This window comes from Legionella cherrii (genome assembly GCF_900635815.1).
In the GTDB taxonomy this organism is placed as follows: domain Bacteria; phylum Pseudomonadota; class Gammaproteobacteria; order Legionellales; family Legionellaceae; genus Legionella; species Legionella cherrii.
This window is the reverse complement of the sequence record NZ_LR134173.1, coordinates 405,401-429,171: the sequence shown is the minus strand read 5'-3', so window position 1 is coordinate 429,171 and position 23,771 is coordinate 405,401. Positions and strand designations below refer to the sequence as shown.

The window sequence follows — 23,771 nt, the reverse complement described above, 5'->3', positions numbered from 1 at the left end:
TTAAGCCACGTAAGACAGCTGTACCATGAATTGATTGGCATAAGTGTGTGCGGTACTTAATGCAAAAGGTACCGGGGCTTTATATTGTTGGAACACCACTTGTCCTTCATCAAGAGAGGCCTTACCGAAATCTGAGAAACGATATCCCACACCAAAGCGCATTTGTTGATTAATTGGGGTATCGACCCCAATACCCAACGTGTAAGAAAAAGCGGATTGGGTATGATCATTAAAAGTGGGTGTGATATTGATGCTGCCAGTTTCTTCGGTGGTGGCGCTAAATTCATTGGCGTTATTAAAAGCAGCCCCTAATCCAACAGAAAGGTAAGGAAAAAACTGATGCGGGGCCCCTAAGGTCAGCTCGGTGGTAGTAAAGAGTTTCGCCACCGCCAGTACTTGTTGTGTTTGAATACGCCAAGAGTAGTTGTAAAACGTACTGGTATCTGGCTCGATACCTACCGCATTGAGACCCTTGATGCGCACATTGCCGAAGTAGTCGTATTCAATACCCGCTTGCAGGAAAAGCCCAGGGTGGGGCAGCTGATATTCAGTGCCAAGAAATCCCCCTACGAAACCCGTGGTTTGATTATGTTTTTTGCTGAAATAAATGAATTGTTCGTCATCCGTTCCGCTAAAAGATTGTGTCGAGTTTGTTTTCACATCAAGGCCGGCAACACCGCCAAAGAGAGTTACGACTGGATGGAAACCTTGGGCTGGTGCTGTTAAGCCCATGCTGCCGGCGCTGGCAAGAGAAGACAGTGAGAGGCAACTGGCCAAGCTAAAAAAAAAGCTCCTTGCTGACATAATTTTTGTCCTTTTATGAAATAGTAATGTTAATTGGTTTAGCAATAAATTGGTCCATTAAATGAAATGATTTTGAGTGTTCAGTTGTAGTTCTGGGATGCTGCAATTATAAGTATTAGAGCAGGATAATACCTCATTTTCAATATATTAGAGCTAACCCTTTAATTAAAATAATTTGCTCTGGCAATAGGTTTTTTAATTCTGCAATTATGCTTTGATGCAAACAAAAAATGGGCTATAGCACGACGATAAAGCGCCTATGATCCTTGATTTTAAGTGCTTTATTGATTGTGATAACATGAGCTTCACTATTGGAATGGATGCTTAAATGCAATCGTTTTTGTAGCACATTCTTTAAAACGAGATCGTGAACCATTTCATCAAGGGAGTCATGGCAAAACAATTATTATTTTTCCATAAATGGGTTGTAATTGAAAAAAATAATGTAGAACAACGGGATATTTATTTTCCTCATTTGAATTCTTTCATTTGGATTCATTGTTATTGTTGTATCAAATCAAGTAACTCTTGTCTAGAATTCTCGTTATTTCCCAGAATGCTTGATGTTATCCATAATTCTAACTCGCGCTCATTTCCTTATGTATTTTCTATTCTTTAAGGTTTAAGGCTTACTTAAGTGCTATAATCAAAAATATATGATTTCACATGAAATCTATCGATTTCCTTTGAGTTTAGGAGTTCATGATGGGTAAAAAGGTTGTTTATCATTCTTTTGATTTTGATGGATGTTTTAGCAATGAAGCTTCCGCCTACCGACTTGGTACAAAATGGTCAGAAAAGGAAATTGATGAGCAGGCAAACAAGAACTATAAATCTAAAGACGAAGTAGATAGAGCCTATCTAGAGGCAAATCGTGAAATTATAGAATCTTTCAAAACAGGAGAAGAAACAGTTCTTTTGGTAGGTTCTAATCGTCAAAATCCCGAGATAGATTTTGGTAACGGAAATAGTAGCTTTACAATGCTGTATCCTACTGGTTCCGTTTTTCCCAGAATGGAAGCGATCGCCAAGGAATTGGGTGAAAACACTACATTTAATCCTTTTCTTCTTCTTGATTTAGAGTTTGAGTCTGTGGAGATAGGGAAAACGTATAGCGAATTTAATAACAAAGACTATTTAAACGATAACGGCAGTTATAAACCTACCGTAACGTCAAACCAATTTAGGGTCGATGGTTTTCCTCAGCAACTGGATGATGAGAGCAAAGTTTCCTTATTATTTGCTCAAATGAAACTCGCGGCGATGCAAAATCCTGATGATGACATTGAATTTAATTTTTACGATGACCGAAAAGATATTGTGGAGGGCCTTAATAAATTTTTAAACGATAATCCGGAACTCATTCCTAAGAACGTAACTTTAAACATAAAAGCGTATTCAGGCCCTATACCCACCCCAGAACAGGCTAATTCAGAGCTTAATCAATTTATAATGCATACCACGGCGAGTTTGGATACTGACAATCCAAGCCCGGCAACAAAAGAGGCAATGGAGCTTGCCCAAAAGAATAATTGTCCCATCTTAATCAAAATTAATGGAGAAGGAGGCGATAAGTTTGTAATTTATCGACATAATAAAGAAGGAAATTGGGACTTTGCTGATTTTGATGAGAAAGAGCTGGATTTAAACGCCACGGAATTCAGTAAAAAGTTCCCTGCTGAGGATGGAGGGCGTCAATTTCTACAAACCTTCAAAAATCCAGAGATTCACAGGTCTTTAGAAAAGCTACATTTTTTACCTATTCCATCAGGAAGACCATCGAATAGAGGAATAGAGCATTATCCTTATGGTAAACCAATACCCTTTTCTCCAATACGCGGAGAAGGTAGTATTCCAACAGCAATAACGGATTGGAAGCCTGTTTTTCAAGTAATGCGTCAGGCGTCAACAGATCCTCTTTTAGATGCTAGTCGGAAGCTGTCTGTAGCAAAACATTTCACCCTAGCACGGTTTATCTCGGAAGGATATGCTAATCCCAAAGCCGCTCCTGGGGACGGAGTGCAAGAGTTTGTTGATCAAAAATTTATCAAGATGACCAATCAGGAGATTGCTGATACACTGGTTGACAGCAAAATAAATGGTCACTCCATAAAGCAAATACTTAAGGACGAGCAGCGTCAAAATAAGATAATTGAACTGGTAATAGCTAAAAAACTTTCTAAATTGAACGATGTTGAATTATCTATTCAAGAACGTTATGAAATCGAATCCTCTCTTAAAGGAATCGAAGAGCATCTTCCCCTAGAGTTTACCAAGATGAGTGCAGATGCGCTCGCTACAGCACTTAGTGACAGCGCAATGAGCGGCCAAGCGATAGTGAAGCTACTTAAAGATGATGAGAATAAAGAGCAGATAATTAACCAGGTAATAGATAACAAATTTTCTAAGCTGCAAGGCGAATTAACGGATGAAGAACGTCAAAAAATAGAAACGTCTTTTAATGGAATGGAACCGTTTATTACTCAAAAATTTGCCAAGATGCAGAGACAAGGGATCGTTAAATTGCTTAATGACAGCCATATGAGCGGTCAAATAATAGTGCAGCTACTTAAAGATACTGAGAATAAAGAGCAGATAATTAGCGACTTAATAAATAAAAAACGTTCTATACTACAAGGTGATTTATCTGAAAAAAAACGCACTGAATTAGAAGCTTCTTTAATGGAACTTTATAAAATCAGGATTAATGGGGGCCTTAGTCAACTGAACCAAGAAATAAAAATTGAAGGGCTAAGTAATGCAAGACAAGCACTTCATGCCACAATTTCTGAGACATTGGAAAACCCTGATTTAACCCTGGAAGATTACCAAAATATAGATGAAATAATCCATCATGCGAACATAGCTTCAGATTTGCAAAATCGCGAGAATTTCCAGTCCATTTGCAGACTTGGAGAGCTTGCTGACGAAGTCGTTGGGAAGAAAGCTGAGCGATTAAGCGGTGTTTCAGCAGCCTGCGCGGCTCTGGCTGGAGTCGCTTTAATAGTCGCGGCGGTCCTTGCGCCCACTGGCATTGGTTTAATTGTTGGTCTTGCTGTAGCAGCAGCGTTCACCGGGGCTAGTATAGGTACTGGCATAGCAGCAAAAAGATCTGAATCCGATTTATCGAAAAAAACCCACGCGTTCAAGGATGCACTCGAAGCGGCTAGTGCGGGTACTGGCATACCAGCAAAAAAATCTGAATCCGATTTATCGAAAAAAACTCACGCGTTCAAGGATGCACTCGAAGATATAAGAGAGCACGATGAGGAAGTTAAAGATACGCAGCTGGGTCAAAGAACCATTCAATTGCCGACTTAAAATAAAAAGAATCTGATGCCAGGTGAATTTCATTCATTTTAATCCAGCCCCCATAAAAAAACCTAAGGCCTGGCTCCATTGCGGTCAACAAGCACTTTTATGGCTCAGTGAATTAACTTTTATGTTTAAAGCTTATCCAGCGAGTTCTAAGGAAGTCTCGTTAGTGCACAGTATCCACTAGAAGATTTCAATGCAACACTATAAGATAGGATTTGAAATAACTATGATTTTTGGACAAAAATGATCTTGATGTTTGCAATTCCCAATTGTGATACGGTGAAAAAAGCGCGTACGTTTTTAGAACGTAATAAAATTGATTACGAGTTTATTGATTTCAAAAAAAAGCCGCCAACCCAAGCCCAAATTCAGGCCTGGAGTGAGTATTTAGGGGAGCTTCCCATCAATAAAAAAGGCACGACCTACCGGAAATATAAAGACGATTTTGAAGCATTGAGCGATGCTGAAAAAATTGATTTTATTATTGCGAATCCATCACTCATCAAGAGACCTATTTTGTTGCAAAATGGGAAAACAATCGCGGTGGGTTTTAACGAAGAACAATATAAAAAACTCATGAACTCTTGAGGCAAATTGAACGAAATTTGCTGGCGTGAGCATGGAGGCAGAGATTTTTCATCAGGGAGGATGCAAAAGTGTGGTTAACTAGAACATTTAAATTGATAGGAGCAAGTTTTTTATTCGCTTTTTTTTCATTAAGTTTTGCTGGAAAAAATAACGAAGTTGAGCCCGCAGCAGTGATTACCTTTAATAATCATGGGGTTGCAAAATCGATTGTTTTCGCTGCATATAAAACAATTACTCATATGGATAAGCCACTTTATAAACTATTAAACTTGGCTGCGAAATCAATAACAGAAGCCAATTCTCCTACAACAGATTTCGATTATCTTAATTTGAAATTCCAAGCGAAAAAACAGGAGATATCGGATGTGCTACTTAAATCCAAGATATCGATGTCCGCACTTTTTCGTCATGAAATAGCCATTGAAATTAAAGAGGATGGCTTTGGAAACCATTTAATGTTTTATGTACCTGCAATCGATTTTTCTGATTTGCTGCGACACAGTATCAGCTCTGTAGATGAGGCGAACAAAACGATTGCTCAGTTAGCCGTACTAATCCAGAAAATAGATAATTCATTGCCTTCTAGTACATCACATGATCAATTAAATAAATTTACTAATCCAGAGGCTTTGCAGCAGTTGAGCTCGAACGAAATGAGTCGTTTAAGGATAATGCACGCGGAAGATAGTCGCGCTATTTTGAAGACACTGATAGCACTTCAGCAGAATATTAAAAGGGAATTACAACAACTTCTTGCGCTTGCGCAACTTGCAGCAAACGGTAAACATACTGAACAGGAAATGGAGGTGTTAGATAATGAATATGGACAAAAGTGTTGGCTTATTTTTGTGAGTGTTCTCTCAGATGATTATAACCCTCTTAGAAATATTAGATTGTTTCATGATATTTCTCTAAACTTCGAAATGAATGGTAAAACTCGTGAGTACTTCTTTCCCCAAATCGATTTAGCGTCATTAAATTTGCATACAGATGATATTCTTTACATTGATGCAGCCATTCTATCAATTCGTCATACAATCTTTGCGATTACGTGGATGATCGATTGGTCAATTACGGGGAACACTCGCTTATCAGAAATAGACCGCAATGATCTATTGAAGACAATATCCTTAGTACCTTTAGACCCTAAATTGATTGTGTTGTTAGAGAAGCATTTTGGGAAATCAGTATTAGGGGCCAGCAAGCAATTAGACTTGCTATGATGATGGATTTTGGATGAGTATTCATGTCATTGCCTTAGTTTGAAATTAAAAAGGCTGTATTGGTAAAACTGGGCAATGAGTTGTTACTTAGTACGCTCCTAAATTGATTTAAATGGTACTTATTTGCTGTGCCAAATTGTTGCAATTTCTCATGATTAATGCGAATGGATGACTTTTTTATTACAAAGGATTGTTTGTGACAATTAGACGCTTGTTTGCCGTTTTTTTGTGGTTTACTCTCTTCATTTCTGTTCATGTAAATTACATTCGTTTTATTTTGGCATTAAATAAGTACCCTAAGCTATGATAAAGATTATGAGCAATAAAACGTACAGCAATCCAGGATACTGGTATGCCATTCTTTCTGCGGTCCTGTTCGGTGCGGCGACCCCCGCTGCTAAATTTTTATTAGATAAAATTCATCCATTATTGTTAGCGGGATTACTTTATCTTGGGTCTGCAGTGGGTTTATTTATTATATTTTTCTTCCAACGTTACCTGACGAAATCAGCAACGAAAGAGGCCTCTCTGCGATCCAGTGATTTACCCTGGCTTAGCAGCGCAGTATTACTTGGAGGTATTATTGGTCCTGTTTTATTGATGGTAGGATTAATGAGGCTTCCTGCAGCATCTGCCTCATTATTGTTAAATCTTGAATCAGTGTTTACAGCAGTAATTGCATGGTTTGCATTTAAAGAACATGTCGATCGCAATATAGCCCTAGGTATGATGTCTATTGTGATTGGCAGCTTTATGCTGTCATGGAAAGGGAGTTTAACTTATCAAAGCCTTTCTGGTCCTTCACTCATTGCCGGAGCATGTTTGTGTTGGGCAATAGACAATAACCTAACAAGAAAAATCTCTGCTGCTAATCCTTTGCAAATTGCAATGATCAAAAGTCTCGTTGCTGGATTAACCAATATCACAATTGCTATGGTTTTCGGAGCTATCCTTCCCTCCTCTGTGTTTATAATTTCTGCAGGCATAGTTGGGTTCTTAGGCTATGGGGTCAGTTTATTATTGTTCATTTTGGGATTACGCCATATTGGTACCGCCAGGACAGGGGCTTATTTTGCACTGGCGCCGTTTGTCGGTGCCGGATTTGCAATTATTTTTTTAAATGAGCCCGTGAGCGTGCAACTGCTTCTTGCCTCCCTTTTCATGGGGATTGGTATTTGGTTACACCTTTCAGAGCATCATTCACATGCTCATCAACATGAAGCAATAGAACATGAGCATCGACATACCCATGATGAGCATCATCAACATGAGCATCAACCTACAGATCCACCTGGTGAACCTCATACCCACTGGCATCAACATAAGCCGTTATATCATACTCATCCTCATTTTCCAGACATCCATCATCGGCATAAACACTAGAATCAATGCTCAGTTTACAAATAGGATTTTAAGCTACACCTTGGAAAAAAGCATTGAAAAGATTATCTTTTTTCTATATAGCTTCTTTTAACATGGCCTGGAGGCATTGATTTTCCATGCCAGCCCACCTTCTTGCCATGATGCCAGCCAGGAGGGGTGCTATGTTTATGGTGATGCCATGCAAAGGGAGGGAGTTTTTATCGATGAGTTCATTTTTCACATTGGGGTTTTCATTATATCCAACTTTTATATAGGTATTTGAATTGTAGAATCGAAAAGGTTTGATTATGATAAGCAGCCTTTTAAAGATGACTCGATATTTTTGCTGGGGAATGTCAATGCAGCTGAAGTTATTTACTCAAAAAGCACCACAAACTACTGAGGATAAAGAAATAAGAATTCAGTTTGTGCGTGAGATGTGTGCCGTTTTATCTCGTGACCCCTCTCTAAGTGCTGAGAGGCAACAGCTAATATTGATTGGTGTGTTGATTCGTGCAAATCTTTCTGCAAAAGAAATTCAAGAAGATATAGCCAATAGATACGCACATAACTAACTTATATTGATTTCTTATTTTATTAATCATGTCTCCCACTCTTGGCAGACATGATTGTATTCAGGTTGAGCTACGCCGTCCCAGGCTACAAAAAAAACTATTGTAAAGTAAATTTTATAGAAGATAAGACTCCCTGATCTGATTGAATAAGGTCTACACATTCTCCACGCATGGCCTGTAATACGTGTTGTAATGTAAGGAACTGTTCACTCAGTTGAATAAACAAATCTGCTGTATGCTTGCCTTCTAGCTCACTAATAGTGAGGTAGGCTGCTTGCCCCATTCCAGAGAAATAATCAAGGCTGACATGGCGTCTCTTGGCAATTCCAGGAAATAGCCCACAAAAAAGTAAGCTTTTATCACCTACATCCCGTAACAATTCCATTTGTAAGTTTCTTGGTCGATGCATGGACTCAAGAAAATCAAGGGCAACTACCGATTCAATCAATTTAGGCCCTTGAGAGAAACGCATTAATAAAAATACCAAATAACTTTCAGTATTCTCAGTGAGTATCAATTGAGTTGCGGCTTGCGCCTCATTCACCAATGCATGCCATTGGCTAATGTCAGTGGGATGTAAAATTAGTTTTTTCATAATTACTCCCTATTTTTAACCCCTCATTATTATTTTAGCAGCTAAAAAATAATTGGTAGATTAAAGAGCAGTAATTTGTAGCGTTATAGGTTATAGCCTGGTTACGGGTAAGCCGCTGAATCTTCGGTACATCTCAAAAATCAGTTCTTACTCTAGTTTTGTCCTCGGGATTATCTCATGGCGCAAGCGAGTTGCGATAAAAACCACACCCCACGGACAAGCTGCAGGGTCCAGGCAAAGATCAATGGACGCCAGGATATAAGTGCAGTTTACTGCTAAAATACAATAAGCAGATAGGTTTTAGCTGTTTATTGATGTATAATGTCAAATCTATGAACAAACACTCAGCTTTTTCCTTCGAAGGTTATTTATGATTGATCAGATTCGCAATATCGCCATTATCGCCCACGTTGACCATGGTAAAACCACGCTAGTAGATAAATTACTCCAACAAACAGGTACGCTTAATGAGAGAGCACCTAAAGTTGAACGCGTGATGGATTCCAATGCTTTAGAAAAGGAGCGGGGCATTACCATTCTTGCAAAAAATACTTGTGTGTATTGGAAAAATCATCAAATTAATATTGTTGATACCCCGGGACATGCTGACTTTGGTGGTGAAGTAGAGCGTATCTTATCAATGGTTGACAGTGTATTGTTATTGGTTGATGCCGTAGATGGACCAATGCCTCAAACACGTTTCGTGACCCAGAAAGCTTTTGCACGGGGATTAAATCCTATTGTTGTGATTAATAAAATTGATCGTCCCGGAGCACGGCCTCATTGGGTTATGGATCAGGTTTTTGATCTGTTCGATAATTTGGGTGCCACAGATGCCCAATTGGATTTTCCTGTTGTTTATACTTCGGCCTTAAATGGTTATGCTAAATTAAATTTGGAAGATGAAGCGACCGATATGAGTGCTTTATTGCAGACCATTATCGATAAAGTCGAAGCGCCTAAAGTGGATGCGGATGGTCCTTTCCAAATGCAAATCAGTTCCTTAGATTATTCCTCTTATGTAGGGACAATTGGTATAGGCCGCATCACTCGCGGACAAATTAAAGCGAAATCTGCAGTGAAGATTATTGATAAAGATGGCAATATTCGCTCAGGTCGCTTGTTGCAATTATTAGGCTTTAAAGGGCTTGAACGAGTTGAAGTAGAAGAAGCCAGCGCAGGTAATATTATTGCGATTACCGGTATTGAGGGCATCAAAATTTCCGATACGATTTGTGATCCTAATATTGTGGAAGGATTACCGGTTCTTTCGGTTGATGAGCCAACAATTAGCATGACCTTCCAAGTCAATGATTCACCTTTTGCAGGGCAAGAAGGAAAATTTGTTACTTCACGCAAAATTCGGGAACGTTTGGAAACGGAATTGTTACATAATGTGGCGTTACGGGTTGAAGATTGTGACGATCCAGACAAGTTTCGCGTTTCTGGCCGTGGCGAATTGCATTTATCTATTCTGATTGAAACAATGCGTCGTGAAGGTTATGAACTTGCGATCAGTAAGCCGGAAGTAATTATTCGTGAAGTCGATGGGGAACAACAAGAACCCTATGAGCATTTGACTGTCGATGTGGAAGAAAATCATCAAGGCTCCATTATGGAAAAATTGGGTGAGCGTCGTGGTGAATTACAAAATATGGTTCCCGATGGCAAAGGTCGTGTACGTCTTGACTATATGATTCCTACTCGCGGTCTTATCGGTTTTCATAATGAATTTTTATCCTCTACCTCCGGTACAGGGTTAATGTATCATGTTTACGATCATTATGGTCCAGCTATAAAAGGACGCATAGGAAAGCGAGCTAACGGGGTGTTGATTGCTAATTGTCAAGGAATGGCTCGTGCCTTTGCGTTATTCAATTTGCAGGAGCGGGGTAGATTATTTGTTGAACCGCAAACCGTGTGTTACGAAGGGATGATCGTTGGAATTCATGCTCGGGATAATGATTTGGTGGTGAATGTTACGAAAGAAAAACAATTAACCAATATCCGTGCCTCCGGTTCTGACGAAAACATTATATTAACTCCTGCAGTCAAGTTAACTTTAGAGCAGGCCTTGGAATTTATAGATGACGATGAATTAGTTGAGGTAACTCCTGATTCTATCCGGTTACGAAAAAAATCATTGAAAGAACATGAACGAAAAAAAGCATCAAGAACAGCAAACATTGAAGAATAAAGTTCAATTCAAACGGATCATCTTGTACGCACGCCAGCATAGGGCGAATCAAGGGGTGAATGAAAGCTTATACCGTTTGATTGATTTTTTGCAAAAACAAAATGTTCAGGTCTATCAAGATATCGATACGGCTACGGGATTTGATGTAAAAATCCCGGTCTTAGCCAGAGAAGATATGGGCGAAAAAAATGATTTGATTATCGTTGTTGGCGGGGATGGAAGTCTGCTTTCAGCAGCCCGTATGGCGATTAAGGTCGATACGCCAGTCATTGGGATTAACCGAGGGCGCTTGGGATTCCTCACCGATATTTTGCCTCATGAGTTGGAGTCCCAGCTGAGTGCAGTGTTAACTGGTTATTATGAAGAAGAAAAGCGCTTTCTTCTCCATACGCGGATATACGATGAAGACCATACTTATTTTGAGGGTGATGCCCTCAATGATGTTGTTTTGAGTCGTGGAAAGGAAACACATCTCGTAGAATTTTCCGTATACATCAACCAACAATTGGTGAGTCATTATCGTTCTGATGGGATGATTTTATCAACACCCACAGGATCTACGGCCTATGCTTTATCTGCAGGCGGCCCAATCATGCATCCACATTTGAATGCCATCGTTTTGGTGCCCATGTTTTCTCATAGCTTGAGTTCACGTCCATTGGTTATTGATGGAGAGGCTAAAATAGAACTGCATATCAGCCAGTTTAACGAATCTGATTTGCGAGTGAGTTGTGATGGTCATGAGTCAAGAATGGTCAAACCTGGACAAAAGGTCATCATTCAAAAAAATGGTCACCAATTACGTCTGTTGCATCCTCTTGATTATCATTATTATGATACATTACGATCAAAGCTTGGTTGGGAATCCAAACATCAAGGATAGAACATGCTCACTACTTTGTGCATTGAACAGTTTGCGATTGTGCAGCACCTGGAGTTAGATTTTACTCAAGGAATGACCGCTTTCACTGGTGAAACCGGTGCGGGTAAATCGATTATGATCGATGCGTTGATGTTGGCATTAGGTGATAGAGCAGATGCTTCAGTGATTCGGCCTGGCCAAGAAAAATGTGATATCACCGCAGGATTTTTTGTGGGACAAGGTTCTGAACCGGCGCTATGGTTAGAAGAACATGATGTTCCATGCGATGATGGTGAAATTTATTTGCGGCGTGTGATTTATGCCGAAGGCCGCTCCAAATCTTATATTAACGGCCAACCTTTTCCATTACAAAAGGTAAAAGAATTAAGTGAAAAACTGGTCCATATTCACGGGCAACACCAGCATCAAACATTGATGCATCATACAACACATCGTCAACAGTTAGATCAATATGGCAAGAACCAGCTCTTGCTGGATGAGGTGGCTCGGCTGTATAAACAATGTCAAAAAATTCAGCAAGAAATTGATGTATTACAAGGGCAGGAGCAGCAAGCGGACAGGATCGCATTATTACAATTTCAAATTGAAGAATTATCGGCGTTGAACTTGCATGAAAATGAAATTGAAACTTTGTATCAAGAACATCAAATGCTGCATCATGCAAAAGAGTATTTGCAAAAAAGTCAGCAAATACATGGGTTATTGAATTCCGAAGATGAGCCTAACCTGTGTACTGGCTTAAATCAGATTCTGCAGCTCCTCAGTCAATTACCAGCAGAACAAGCGCCGATTAAAAATACCTTTGAATTAATTAATGGCGCATTGATTCAATGCGAAGAAGCAATCGATGAAATGCAGCAATTTGTTGATCGGGTGCATCTGGATCCAGAACGGTTAGATGAAATAGAAACGCGGATGAGTCTAATCCATCAGCTTGCGCGTAAATATCATATTGATAGCAGCCAGCTTCATGAACATGCGTCGAACTTGCAAAAAGAGTTAGATAGTTTGCAAGACAGCGAGAGCAGATTGGCACAATTAAAAACAGAACATCGTCAGCTGGTTGCAGCCTATGAAGCCGCTGCCCTTAAATTAAGAAAAGAGCGGCAAGGACAAGCTAAAAAATTGGCCAAGGAAATTACAGGCAGCATTCAGCAGCTGGGTATGCCTAAAGGCTGGGTCGAAATCGAAATCACTCCACTGGAAAAAATGCAGGTTCATGGAATGGATAAGGTGGAATATAAAGTATGCACAAATCCGGGCATGGAACTTGATTCGCTCAGTAAAGTAGCTTCAGGCGGTGAACTTTCTCGAATTAGCTTGTCCATACAAATGATTACCGCCCAACAAGGGACAACACCTACTTTATTGTTTGATGAAGTGGATGTAGGTATTGGTGGTGCTACAGCCGCCCTGGTAGGTCAGATGCTTCGTAAATTAGGTGAACGGTTACAAGTATTTTGTGTCACACACCAACCTCAGGTTGCCGCCTCAGCGCATAACCATTTTATGGTGGAAAAGCGAAGCGATAATAAAGAAACATTTACCAGAATTTCCTTGTTACAGTCTGCTGAAAAAGTTGATGAAATTGCGCGTATGTTGGGAGGCTTGACCATAACAGAGCAAACACGTTCTCATGCTAAGGAATTATTACTACAGAGTAATTAATTCATTAAAAATCGACCCGCCTTCTATCCTGGGTGTAGCATCGCAGAACCCAGGCTAAAATAAGTCAACTGAATCATTTTTAATAAAAATGATATTGATTTCCACCCGCATATTTAGCGGTATACATTGCACTATCGGCTTTTTTCATTAACTCAGTAATATCATGCCCATGTTCAGGATAGGTAACAATGCCAATACTGGCTCCAATTTGCATGGATTGCTCGCAAATAATGATGGGTTTCCTGATGATTTTCAGGGTCTTATCCGCAACAATCGCTGCGTCTTGAGGTGCTTTGATTTCTGTGAGCACCACGATGAACTCATCGCCTCCTGTACGTGCAAGCAGATCACTGGCTCGAAAGGATTTATTTAATCTTGAAGTCACTTCCTTAAGCAGATTATCGCCTACATCATGACCAAAGGTATCATTAACATTTTTAAACTTATCAAGATCAATAAACATAATCGCAAAAATGCGCTCATGCCGTTTGGCAAGGGCAAGTGTCTTTATTAATTCTTCATACAAAAGCTGACGGTTGGGTAACCCCGTTAAGATATCATGATAAGCGAGATAGCGAATTTTTTCCCTGTTCAGTATCTGTTCATTGATGTCTTCTACTTGAACAATAAAATATAAGGGGGCACCCGTGTGGGTATTGCGCAAAATAGACCGGGTAATTGCTACCCAGGCAAAGGTTCCATTTTTACGGATGCGTTTTTCAATTTGATAATAACGATCTTTGCCTTCAATCACGCGCTGGATTTGGTTACTCTCGTTTGCTAAGTCATCAGGGTAAACAATATCATGAAGGCTTAATTGTTCTAACGCTTCTTTTTTATAGCCGGTGATCTCACAAAGAGCACGGTTTACTTGTAAAAATTGACCATCTAACGATTGGATAGCCATGCCTATGGGTGCGTTGTCCATAATGGAGCGGAATCGTGCTTCACTTTCTCTTAACATGAGCTCCGCTTCTTTGCGCTCAGTAATATCTACAACCTGCACAATAAAGTATAACGGGTCCTCCGTGTCGATATCACGAACAAGTGAGCGAGTTGCCAATACCCAAATAATCGTTTCATCTTTACGTACGTAACGTTTTTCAAGTTGATAAGAATCAATTTTGCCATCTAGCAATTCTTGTACTTTTAATGCAGCGATTGAAAAGTCTTCAGCATAAGTGAGCTTTTTATAATTCATCCGTTCAAGCTCGTCTTTATCGTAACCCGTAATTCTGCAAAAAGCAGGATTGATATCTAATAATTGACCATCAAGTGAAATAGTAACAATCCCTGATGGCGCATGATCGACTATGTTTCGCAGATAAGCTTCATTGTTTTTACGGGTATTTTCAGCCTCTTTACGTAAGGTAATGTCTTCTATTTGGGCAATAAAATACAGTGGATTATCCGTAGAATCATCTCTAATGAGTGAGCGAGTGACTTGTACCCATATAATTTTACCATCTTTTCGGAGGTAACGCTTTTCAAGCCTATAGGAGTTGATTTTTCCTTCAATTAATTGCTGCACATTATAGTTATCTACTGCGAGATCATCATCCAGGCTCAATGCCCTATAATTCATGCCTTCTAACTCTTCCTTGAAATAACCTGTAATCTCACAGTAGCCGGGATTAACTTGCAATAGATCTCCGTTAATAGACATAGTCACAATGCCGGTGGGGGCATTTTCAATGATATTCCGAAGATGTTGTTCCGTTTGCAGATATACGCGATCAGGGGCATTCTCTGCAGATTGGAGGGAGCCTTCGGAGGTTTCATTTCTTTTTGCACACATTTATTTTCGTCCGTCCCCAAATTTATGGTAACTGTTTAAAGCCCACCTGCCCACACTGGCCGTTGTAGAAATAGTCGTAAAGGTACAATGGTCGTCGACCTGTATTCACGAAGATTTGGCCGCTCGTCGTGCTATCAATCCATTGTACAACAGTAGGGGTTGCACTATTGCTCGGGGGATTACCGTCAACTGCGCTGAAATGGTATTGCATTGCTGGTGTACTTAATGGCCCCATTAAAATCGCCATATTTATTCCTGCAGGCACCTCATCTTTTGAGTTATAAGTTCCTGGGGGCCATTGGGCTTTGGGCAAGTCTATGAACATCGAGTCAATGCCGACATCAAGAAGCGCTGTACCACAGAACTGATTGGGTAGCGGAGAGTTGGGAAAACTATAACACCCTGCCTGAGGATAAAAGTCACCAGGCACGTTTGGGTCAGGTGTTAATTTGACCACATTGTATTGATTGTTGGTTGTAATTCCCAGCGTTAATCCTGTAGCGGTCATACCATCATTTGGTGTGAGGTAATAACCTGGACTTAGATTGGTTCCATTTTGTGCATTGGTTAAATGAAGAAAAGCATTAGCCGTAGGTGAGTTAAATAAATCTCCGGCGGTAGTACTGTTTCGGTTAAAACCAACACCCAGGTAATGCAGAACGGGCAAGGGTGGGTTGGAATAGCACGACTTGGTGGTGGGGCCACTACAGTAGGCTTTGTCAATTCCAAGAACCATAATAGGGTAAGTTTGTACTGTACCACTGGCTGTTTTTACTCTTACCGGTGCAAGGTAGTAATTTCCTGAATAAGTATTACCGCTGCTGTCATAATATTTAACGCCCGGTGCCCCTGGGCCGATTACGCCAGGGGTTCTAGGAAGCTCATCGCTCGGAACAATAACTCCTAAAGAACCCGTATCAATCGTGAAATGAGTGAGAGTATCTGTTGCCGAGGTCACATTGTAGCCTACATCAGCCATTATCTGTAAGGCATTAGGTAGTGTTTGTACTAACGGTACTTGATAACTTGTACTGCCATAACTACACGGCGGCGTATTTTGTTGCAGCACCTGGGTTACCCCAAGCGCGGCACCATTATTGGTACTATCACTAATCCAGGCATTGATCGAAATGTTGTTCGGAAATGGTTGGCCACTGTAGGTAAAAGTTACTGATCCAGTGCTCGTCGTTGTTGATGTTGGCGAAATTACTCCGTCTGGTGCACCATAAACATCCACATGGATTGGGTTGCTCTCGCTGGGAATAATTGGCTTTCCTTGCGAATTACACATGGTCATACTGATTGTAAATTGCTGCGAAGGGTTTGGGGTATTTCCAATAGGATTGTTAACTTGAGTTACTGTTGGCGTAAATGCAATGACATCCGCTTGGCATGTCGGCGGTGTAAGCGGAATAATTGCAGCTTTCGTGTTGCTCACCGAAAAGAGGCAATATCCATTGCCTTGCAAGTGACACCCTGAGAGCGCATAACCAGGTGTATTTAATTTGATCCCAGCTTGTGGATAGGTATGATTGGGTATGGTTGTAAGAATACTTAATGTTAAGGCTGAAACATTATAATTTTGACAAGAAACAGCTCTTTTTCCGTTTAAGCATAGGGTAAGATTCACTTGGGCAGGAATCCCTGTTGCAGAAACATTAAACAACGTACTCCCCCCAGAGTAAACGTTGTGACACACCATCAATAGAAATACAACGACTGTATTCCTTAAATTTTTTATCATCATCAGTTAATCCATAAACTATAAGTTGAGTTAAAAAGTAGTTGGTCCCATTCAGTTTTTTCGCCTAGCTCCTTTCTGAATATTAAGTACTTACTCAGGAGGTTTTACTGAAAGAATCTTGACATAAATAAAAGAGTTTGTAACTACAACTAACGCTACTGAGCAGAAATTGATTTCATTTGATTTCGATTCCAACTCTTTTTGTATCCAAGCAGATGGAGTTTTCGGCAAGCGTGCGTGCAGGACGATGGGGCTTTTATTCACTTAAAGTCTCGATGATGTGAACAGACGGCTATGTTAAACAGGCAATAAAATGCGGACAATTCCTTGATGAATCATGGGATTAGGTCAAGGGTTTATAGTGAATTATATTCTTAAAAATGACTGCAGATATAGCTCATCCTCTTCCGATGTCCAGTTCTATTTGGTCTATAATTTAGTACGAAGTCTATTTATAAGCACTTACGCTATCAAACAACATGGAATGAGTTGAATATGTCAAATAATGATCCTGCGTCACAGAAACCGATACTAACGAAATCAGTACCCTATGAAGGCATTACTACGTTCTTCAGATCGGAGTACACACGAAATCTCCAAGGTGTAGATCTTGCCGTTTATGGAGTCCCCTTTGATTTAAGTACTTTCAATCGCTCAGGTGCACGGTTTGGACCTCGAAGCATTCGAGATCTTTCATGCTATCTAAGTATACTTGGGACTTGTTGGCCGCATACATATCGATTAAATGAAAAATTTAAAATTATTGATTATGGGGATATTGGCTTTTTTCCTGGTCAAATTAATCATATGTTGGAAAACGTTGAGGGCGCTATCAATGAACTGTGCTCACACGGTATTTTTACCTTGGGATTGGGTGGTGATCACTTAGTTGCTTATCCCGCTATAAAAGCGCTAGCAGGTAAACATGGAAAGCTATCATTAATCCATTTTGATGCACATACCGATACAGTTCAAATGCCTCATTTGACTCATGGAAGCATGTTTTATTACGCGGCTAAAGAAGGACTTATCGATCCTGAGTATTCTGTTCAAATTGGCATCCGTACAAGTGTTCCAGAAACACCCAAGTTACATGTAATTACTGCAAATCAATGTTTCCAAATGGGGAGCCAAGGTGTAGTAGAACAAATAAAAAAAATAGTTGGCGATCGAAAATGTTATATAAGCCTTGATGTGGATTGCATGGATCCTGCGTTCACCCTGGTACAGGAACTCCGATGCCAGGTGGATTATCTTCTGCAATGCAGCGAGAAATTTTATGGGGCCTAGTGGGATTGAACATGGTTGGCGGTGATGTTGTTGAGGTCTCTCCGCCCTATGATGTAGCTCAAACAACTGCTCTAGTAGGTGCCACCGTTGCGATAGATATGCTACATATTCTTGGTGATGCAAAATTACGTCTTGGCTAAAGTGCTCCGTGCTTTATCCATTCCCGATGCGCCTATAACAATGACATTACCCCATTGTTATAGGGCCTAATGAAATGGCAACACGGCACAAATCGTCTGGAAGCCTGCTTTAATGGCATGGCTTTTTCCAAGGTAAGGATAGAGCGTTTTGTAGAGAACTTAAGCTCTATTTTATTGCGGTTTTAATGCTTCACCTAGTGAAATAAAATGATAGCCATGCACTTCAAACATATGCAATAAGTCATCTAAAAAATAACTGTTTAGTAAATTAGCATGTATGAGTAGGACTTGTTTTCCAGGAGTATTTTTTTCAGCAGTTAATGTTCGTTGCCAAACATATTTAAGATATCGTTTTTTAAAATCAGTTATCGAGGCAGATGGATTTTGTTTGAGACGTTTCACTAATTCTTCGTTAAACTCAAAGTCTCTGCTGTCAATTGTGACTGGGGCAACAATATAATGATTCTCATTGAGATAGTGACGAATAACACTTTTCCGCCACAATTTACCTTCAGAAAGGTATGGGTAGCGGAAGTATTTAGGCTTTGACATATAATGGGTAAGAATTACATCTGCTTTAATCAAATCATCAATGTATTGTTCACAAGAAACATGCTTTAAATTCAAATGGGAATAAGTATGATTTCCCAACTCTAATCCATTTTGTTGAAATAGTTTAAATTGTGCTACGGTTTCTTGGTTGACTCGGTTGCCAATGATAAACGCTATTGCAGGAACTTGATGTTTCACCAGGCTATGGACCATCTGCTCAATGGCCTGTGGGGGCGCATCAATAAGAGGCAAGTCATCAATGGTAATTGCAATGTCACGTTGTTGTGCACAGCAAATGCCAATAAATAGAAAAAATAAAGCGATACTGTGAGGTAGAGTTTTTCGCAACAGATTCCTCCAAAAGCTTATTTGAGCTAACAACAGCATATTAAATTCATAGTGTATAAATGATTTAGGCAATCAATTTAACGCTCTCAATTTTAGTGCATTATTGCTTATTTAAGAACACAAATCATTTGCTTTATAGCGAAATATAATTTTGGGTTTAGCTGATACCAAAGTTTTTGATGCCTTTGTTTTCCTCGATTGGATAGGAGAATTCAGTTCGAGTTGCGTCGCCTCTATGGAAAATCCAGCGAGTTGTTTTGGCATAATAAAAAATGAAAGTAAGGAATGTGACTCAAATTCCCATCCCTACCAGTTGAGTTGATAGGGATTTTTAAAGAAAGAAAATGCATTAAATTGCATTAACACGCTCTGGTAAGTCTGCAATAAATTCTTGTGTTGCAGTGAGCTCATCTTCTTGCAGCGCAAATAATCGATGTTGATTATAAACAGGATTCATTTTTGCCTTCGCAAGTACGCTAGCTAATGAAGAACCATTTGTTTGGCGAATTTCTGTTTTCAAGTTCTCAAGTGCCACTTTTTTCTTTCCAGCAATTTCATCGCCAAGCCAAACCGTATCCAAATGTTTTCTTTCATATTTTTCAATCAGAGAAACAGTATGTTCAGCCTGCCATTCTGTTGATGGACGTTCCACATCTTGGGCTAATTTGACTTCTACTTCTTTTTCAATACCTAATTGTTTATTCAATGCCTCTGTCAGAGTAAGTATCTTAGGTTGCGAGGGGTGAACATCACCAGAGACTGAACGATTCATTTTACTTGCCAAACAATCCCAACCTGCTGCGAGAAAATACACTGGTGAAGCCAGAACTTTGAGCAGGAACGTTGGAATATCTGCGTTTTGATGGTCTGCTTCAGAACCGAGACGCTCTTCCAATAATGTTTTTGCTTTGTGATTCACTCCAACAAAATAATGAGCATCTTCGAAGCCCTCACAGATAATGGCTACAAGTGCAGACAGGATTTGAGGCACACCGGGCATGCGATCAGAAGTGAGTGCAACACTCACTAAATGCCCCAAAAAAAGCAAGATGCGTAGTGGTGTAATCGTTAATTTTAATAGGAGGCGGAATGGGTTAAGTAGCTGCAACCAATTCTCAGTATTCCATACATGGGCGAGTACATCAGCGATTTCCTGGTACGTGCGCTGGAATACATTGGTCTTCTTTTGGGCATCCGTATCTGCATCCGGGGCGGTTGCCTCATAGACCATTTCCAAGGATTCTAATGAGTTTTGTATATTAAAAAATATAGCGGATAATCCAGTAATGATCGGATTAATCACGCCCATAATAAAACTGGGCATTCTTTTCATCCACTCAAATAAAGGACGTGCACTGGTTGCTACAGTCCACCAGGTGCCCGCGGTACACACAGTAAGCGCAATGGCTAAGCTGACTAAAAGAACAGCCATGGCGGCCATAAAGAGATTACGAACGGTTAGGCCTTGGCTCAAGTCATTGCGAAGTCGCATATACCAGCTGTTGAGGGTATCATTGTTGATGAGATCGGTGACCGTATTATAAATCAACATTCCATAAGCAGCCCCAGCAACTATAGCCATGGGCACAATGAAAATGGGCCAAAAAGCAAAGGGGATGGCGGCTATCAAAGGAATCACGCTAAAGGCTTCGACAATGAGGTAGGTGCTACCAAGCCCCATAAAGGTTGCCGCGAGAAGACTGAAACCTTTAACAATCTGAAATGTGGACCGGCGTTTTTCTAAACGTGCTTGCCATTCATTTTGTTCATGGTTTTTCAGCCATTGACTTAATTCTTCGGCGTAAGCAGATTGTTTTTTCTTTTCTTTGGTTGCAAATAATTGCAAGGCGAACCATTTTTCCATATCCGCGAGTGTTTTTTCTATTTGCTTTTTGCGTTTTCTGCTCTCTTTATTGAGTGGTTTATGATGAAACTCACTGAGCAGTTTGAGTTGGATATTATAATCTCTGAAAAATTGAGGGGTTTCCTTAGAATCAATGTCTTGAGGGAAATGCTCTAGCAAATATTCTTTGGCCAGGTGATTCTCTAAGTAATTTTGTTTAAATAACTTTTTAAAAGCGCCTTTAATATTTTGTAAATATATTTCACCTTCATAGGCTACGGAAAGACCAAAAGTAGCACAGGCTAAAAATAAAGCTGGATATAATGCATACATCCCTCCAAAACTTAAAAAGCCAAGAATTAAACTGGCTCCTACAGTAAGGGAACCCAGAGCAAGGTAACGAGGAATTTTTTTGAACTTCTTTCTATTTGCTGCCATTTATTTGCTCAACTTATGGATTGGGCTTAAAACTGTATCTCAAATGAAAATGATTATCAATAGCGATAAGATTAAAAATGAATCATTTGGTTATTTTTTTATTGAAGAAAACTTAAATTAAACAGTAGATCCCACTGCAGAATTTAGGTAAAGTGAATTTTTACGATAAAATCACCTTTTAGAATTTAATTTAACCTAGGAGTAGAAATGCGTTTGAATCAATGGATGACTTATATTGCGGTGGGCTCGGTGCTTGCTAGTACCCCGGTTTTAGCGGCAAATCCCCCTGTTCATGAACAGTTGCAAGTCCCTCAATGTCTTGCAGCAAAGATTACTACTCCTTATGAAGTCTTGGCAGAAAATAAACAATTTAAGATTATTGATATTTCTGCAGCTGATGTAAATGCCCTAAGTCATTTGGCCGATCAAGTGAATTGTGGTCGTTTTGTGAATGTAAGCCACCACATCATCGGTTCTTTACTGCAGGCAAAAAAGCAATCCGCACAAAGAATCCTTCAGAAAAAAACCATTAAAGCAGCGCAACCATCAAGCACTGTTTATGAAATTAAGCATCAAGATGAAGTCAATGCGGCATTAGAGAATGTGCAGCCAGCCAATATCTGGAATACGTTGACACAACTTACTTCGTTTCATAACCGTTCAGCGACCAAAGATACGGGAGTGGATGCAGCAAAATGGTTGAAAAAAACCTTTGATGGCATGGTCGAGGCCAGTGGTCGCACTGATACAACCTCATTTTTCGTGAAAACAGGCAGTTATTATAAGCAACCGTCATTAGTAACGGTCATCGGTAAGGACATCAATGCACCTGCAGTGGTGATTGGTGCCCATATGGATACGCTTGATGGTCGTATGCCAGGTGCTGGGGATGATGGCAGTGGTTCTTCATCTGTTATGGAAATGGCGCGAATTCTTTTGTCTTCCAAAACAACGTTTAAACGCCCTATTTACATTATTTGGTATGCTGCTGAGGAGCGTGGTTTAGTCGGCTCTCAATATGTCGTGGAACATTTTATGGATAACTCCATTCCAGTAAAAGCCGCGATCCAGTTTGATATGACCGGCTATCGTGTAAATCCTAAAGATCCAACCATGTGGGTATTTACCGATTATACCGACCAGAGCTTAAGCAATTTTGTGGCAGAATTAATTAGCACCTATGTCCAGGTTCCAGTTGCTTATTCAGAATGTGGATATGGTTGCAGCGACCATGCTTCTTGGGATGAGGTGGGAATTCCAGCCGCGTTCCCATGTGAGTCTAATTTTGAAGACCACAATCCTTACATTCATAGTTCACAAGATACTATGGACCGATTAAGCCTTGAGCACATGACTAATTTCTCGAAATTAGCCTTGGCTTTTGCTATTGAAATGGCTTCGGAGTGAGTTCATTCGCATCTTATGTGCATCTGAACGCACAGTAGTGCTGTTCTCCGATGCCCTACCTCTACAAGTAAGTCGTAGGGGGATCACAGCCATTAAGTTAAGAATCCCCTCGCCCACTTCTGGGAGAGGGGTAGGGGTGAGGTCTCATTGGCCACAATCAATACCCTCACCCACCCTAATGGGACCTTCTCCCATGCGGAGCAGGGCACTTCCTTAATTTAATTACAGTGAAGCGGGATAGACCGAGATGTGATCAAGAGATAGACGAACTCATAGAGGCGAATGGTTTCCTTCAATAAATGTGAGATGTAATGATGAATCGAGCAGTAAATAAAGTAGGGCTATTTCTGGGTATCATTTTCCTCAGTATGACGTTCACCGCAAGTGCGGGCAAGCTTCTTCCTCCCTGGTATCTCTTAAACAATCAGTTAAGTGCCACCCTAAATGCTGATCCATGTGTGAAGGTGAGCGATTTAACGGGTGATGGGCTTGAAATGGAAATCAAAGTTACTGTTTGTAATGAGGATAAAGCACATGCATTGGCCTCTTTCATCAATCGTATTCATGAATATGGGGATAAATTAGCAGTTACTGTGAAGGTTTATTCATCTGATTCTGTACCTGTTGAAGCAAATGCGCCCAGTTCTCCAGATGAAGCGGCGGAGTTGCTTAATCAAGCACTCAAAGGGAACAAATATTTTGTAAGAGCAGGCGTTGGCACAAGATACTTCGATGAGGCTGCATTTGCACTATTTAAGCCGATGATTGTGCAATATTATTCTGATGATCTTAGTGATTGGTATCTGTATACAAATGAAGTAGCCGCTAAAGCCTTCGCGGCTGTGCTTAATCTGGATCCTTATCTGGAGGGTGCTATTAAGGTGTATGCAAGTACTGAAATTCCTGAAGAAGTTAAAACGAATTAAGTATTTTTGTAGCCTGGGTCAGGCGAAGCCTTAACCCGGGTTATCATCGTTGTGAAGGGTGTCTCCCGAAAA

At 40.1% G+C, this 23,771-nt stretch carries 16 protein-coding genes and 1 pseudogene; 11 read left to right on the top strand and 6 right to left on the bottom strand.

The genetic code is table 11. The annotated features are described in order from the left end of the window. Positions 1–804 (bottom strand): outer membrane protein, encoded by an 804-nt coding sequence (locus tag EL022_RS01820; RefSeq protein WP_081776901.1) that lies wholly within the window; start codon positions 802–804, stop codon positions 1–3. A gap of 702 nt (positions 805–1,506) precedes the next feature. Here EL022_RS01820 and EL022_RS01815 point away from each other — a divergent pair. From EL022_RS01815 to EL022_RS01795, 5 genes are all read left to right on the top strand, one after another. Continuing rightward, on the top strand, positions 1,507–4,125 hold the full coding sequence (locus EL022_RS01815; RefSeq protein WP_126325056.1) for a hypothetical protein: 2,619 nt from the start codon (positions 1,507–1,509) through the stop codon (positions 4,123–4,125). 240 nt (positions 4,126–4,365) lie between these two features. Further along, on the top strand, positions 4,366–4,710 hold the full coding sequence (locus EL022_RS01810; RefSeq protein ID WP_028381703.1) for an arsenate reductase family protein: 345 nt from the start codon (positions 4,366–4,368) through the stop codon (positions 4,708–4,710). 68 nt (positions 4,711–4,778) lie between these two features. After that, positions 4,779–5,933, top strand: coding sequence for a hypothetical protein (locus tag EL022_RS01805; RefSeq protein WP_028381704.1), 1,155 nt, complete (start codon positions 4,779–4,781; stop codon positions 5,931–5,933). 315 nt (positions 5,934–6,248) lie between these two features. Beyond that, the gene (locus EL022_RS01800; protein ID WP_051544486.1) at positions 6,249–7,316 is read left to right on the top strand and encodes a DMT family transporter; all 1,068 of its coding nucleotides are present in this window, start codon (positions 6,249–6,251) and stop codon (positions 7,314–7,316) included. A gap of 338 nt (positions 7,317–7,654) precedes the next feature. Continuing rightward, positions 7,655–7,870, top strand: coding sequence for a hypothetical protein (locus EL022_RS01795; protein WP_028381706.1), 216 nt, complete (start codon positions 7,655–7,657; stop codon positions 7,868–7,870). A 97-nt stretch (positions 7,871–7,967) separates the two neighbouring features. Here EL022_RS01795 and EL022_RS01790 read toward each other — a convergent pair whose 3' ends face one another. Next, the gene (locus tag EL022_RS01790; RefSeq protein ID WP_028381707.1) at positions 7,968–8,465 is read right to left on the bottom strand and encodes a hypothetical protein; all 498 of its coding nucleotides are present in this window, start codon (positions 8,463–8,465) and stop codon (positions 7,968–7,970) included. 370 nt (positions 8,466–8,835) lie between these two features. Here EL022_RS01790 and typA point away from each other — a divergent pair, with 370 nt between their 5' ends. From typA to recN, 3 genes are read left to right on the top strand one after another with little or no spacing between them, the layout of a single operon-like run. Then, positions 8,836–10,662, top strand: a complete 1,827-nt coding sequence (gene typA / locus EL022_RS01785; RefSeq protein WP_028381708.1) for a translational GTPase TypA — start codon at positions 8,836–8,838, stop codon at positions 10,660–10,662. Next, complete coding sequence (locus tag EL022_RS01780) at positions 10,619–11,545, top strand: NAD(+) kinase (protein ID WP_035901089.1); 927 nt, start codon at positions 10,619–10,621, stop codon at positions 11,543–11,545. Before typA ends, EL022_RS01780 begins: the two co-directional genes overlap by 44 nt. Before the next feature lie 3 nt (positions 11,546–11,548). Beyond that, positions 11,549–13,213, top strand: a complete 1,665-nt coding sequence (gene recN / locus EL022_RS01775) for a DNA repair protein RecN (protein WP_028381710.1) — start codon at positions 11,549–11,551, stop codon at positions 13,211–13,213. 79 nt (positions 13,214–13,292) lie between these two features. Here the strand turns inward: recN and EL022_RS01770 are convergent, their stop codons facing one another. Together EL022_RS01770 and EL022_RS01765 are read right to left on the bottom strand one after the other, a co-directional pair. Beyond that, entirely contained in the window at positions 13,293–15,011 is a 1,719-nt protein-coding gene (locus EL022_RS01770) for a sensor domain-containing protein (RefSeq protein ID WP_051544487.1), read from the bottom strand. A 22-nt stretch (positions 15,012–15,033) separates the two neighbouring features. Continuing rightward, complete coding sequence (locus EL022_RS01765; protein WP_028381712.1) at positions 15,034–16,758, bottom strand: hypothetical protein; 1,725 nt, start codon at positions 16,756–16,758, stop codon at positions 15,034–15,036. 492 nt (positions 16,759–17,250) lie between these two features. Here EL022_RS01765 and speB point away from each other — a divergent pair. Beyond that, positions 17,251–18,185, top strand: a pseudogene (gene speB / locus EL022_RS01760) (agmatinase). 171 nt (positions 18,186–18,356) lie between these two features. Here the strand turns inward: speB and EL022_RS01750 are convergent. Continuing rightward, on the bottom strand, positions 18,357–19,085 hold the full coding sequence (locus EL022_RS01750) for a polysaccharide deacetylase family protein (RefSeq protein WP_028381714.1): 729 nt from the start codon (positions 19,083–19,085) through the stop codon (positions 18,357–18,359). 349 nt (positions 19,086–19,434) lie between these two features. Beyond that, the gene (locus EL022_RS01745) at positions 19,435–21,366 is read right to left on the bottom strand and encodes a hypothetical protein (RefSeq protein WP_028381715.1); all 1,932 of its coding nucleotides are present in this window, start codon (positions 21,364–21,366) and stop codon (positions 19,435–19,437) included. Between the two features lie 207 nt (positions 21,367–21,573). On the opposite strand from EL022_RS01745, the gene lapA reads away from it, so the two are divergent. Beyond that, positions 21,574–22,773 carry an aminopeptidase LapA gene (lapA, locus tag EL022_RS01740; RefSeq protein WP_028381716.1) on the top strand — a complete coding sequence of 400 codons (1,200 nt, stop codon included), beginning with the start codon at positions 21,574–21,576 and terminating at the stop codon, positions 22,771–22,773. A gap of 311 nt (positions 22,774–23,084) precedes the next feature. Further along, positions 23,085–23,699, top strand: a complete 615-nt coding sequence (locus EL022_RS01735) for a hypothetical protein (protein ID WP_028381717.1) — start codon at positions 23,085–23,087, stop codon at positions 23,697–23,699. Positions 23,700–23,771: the final 72 nt, after the last annotated feature.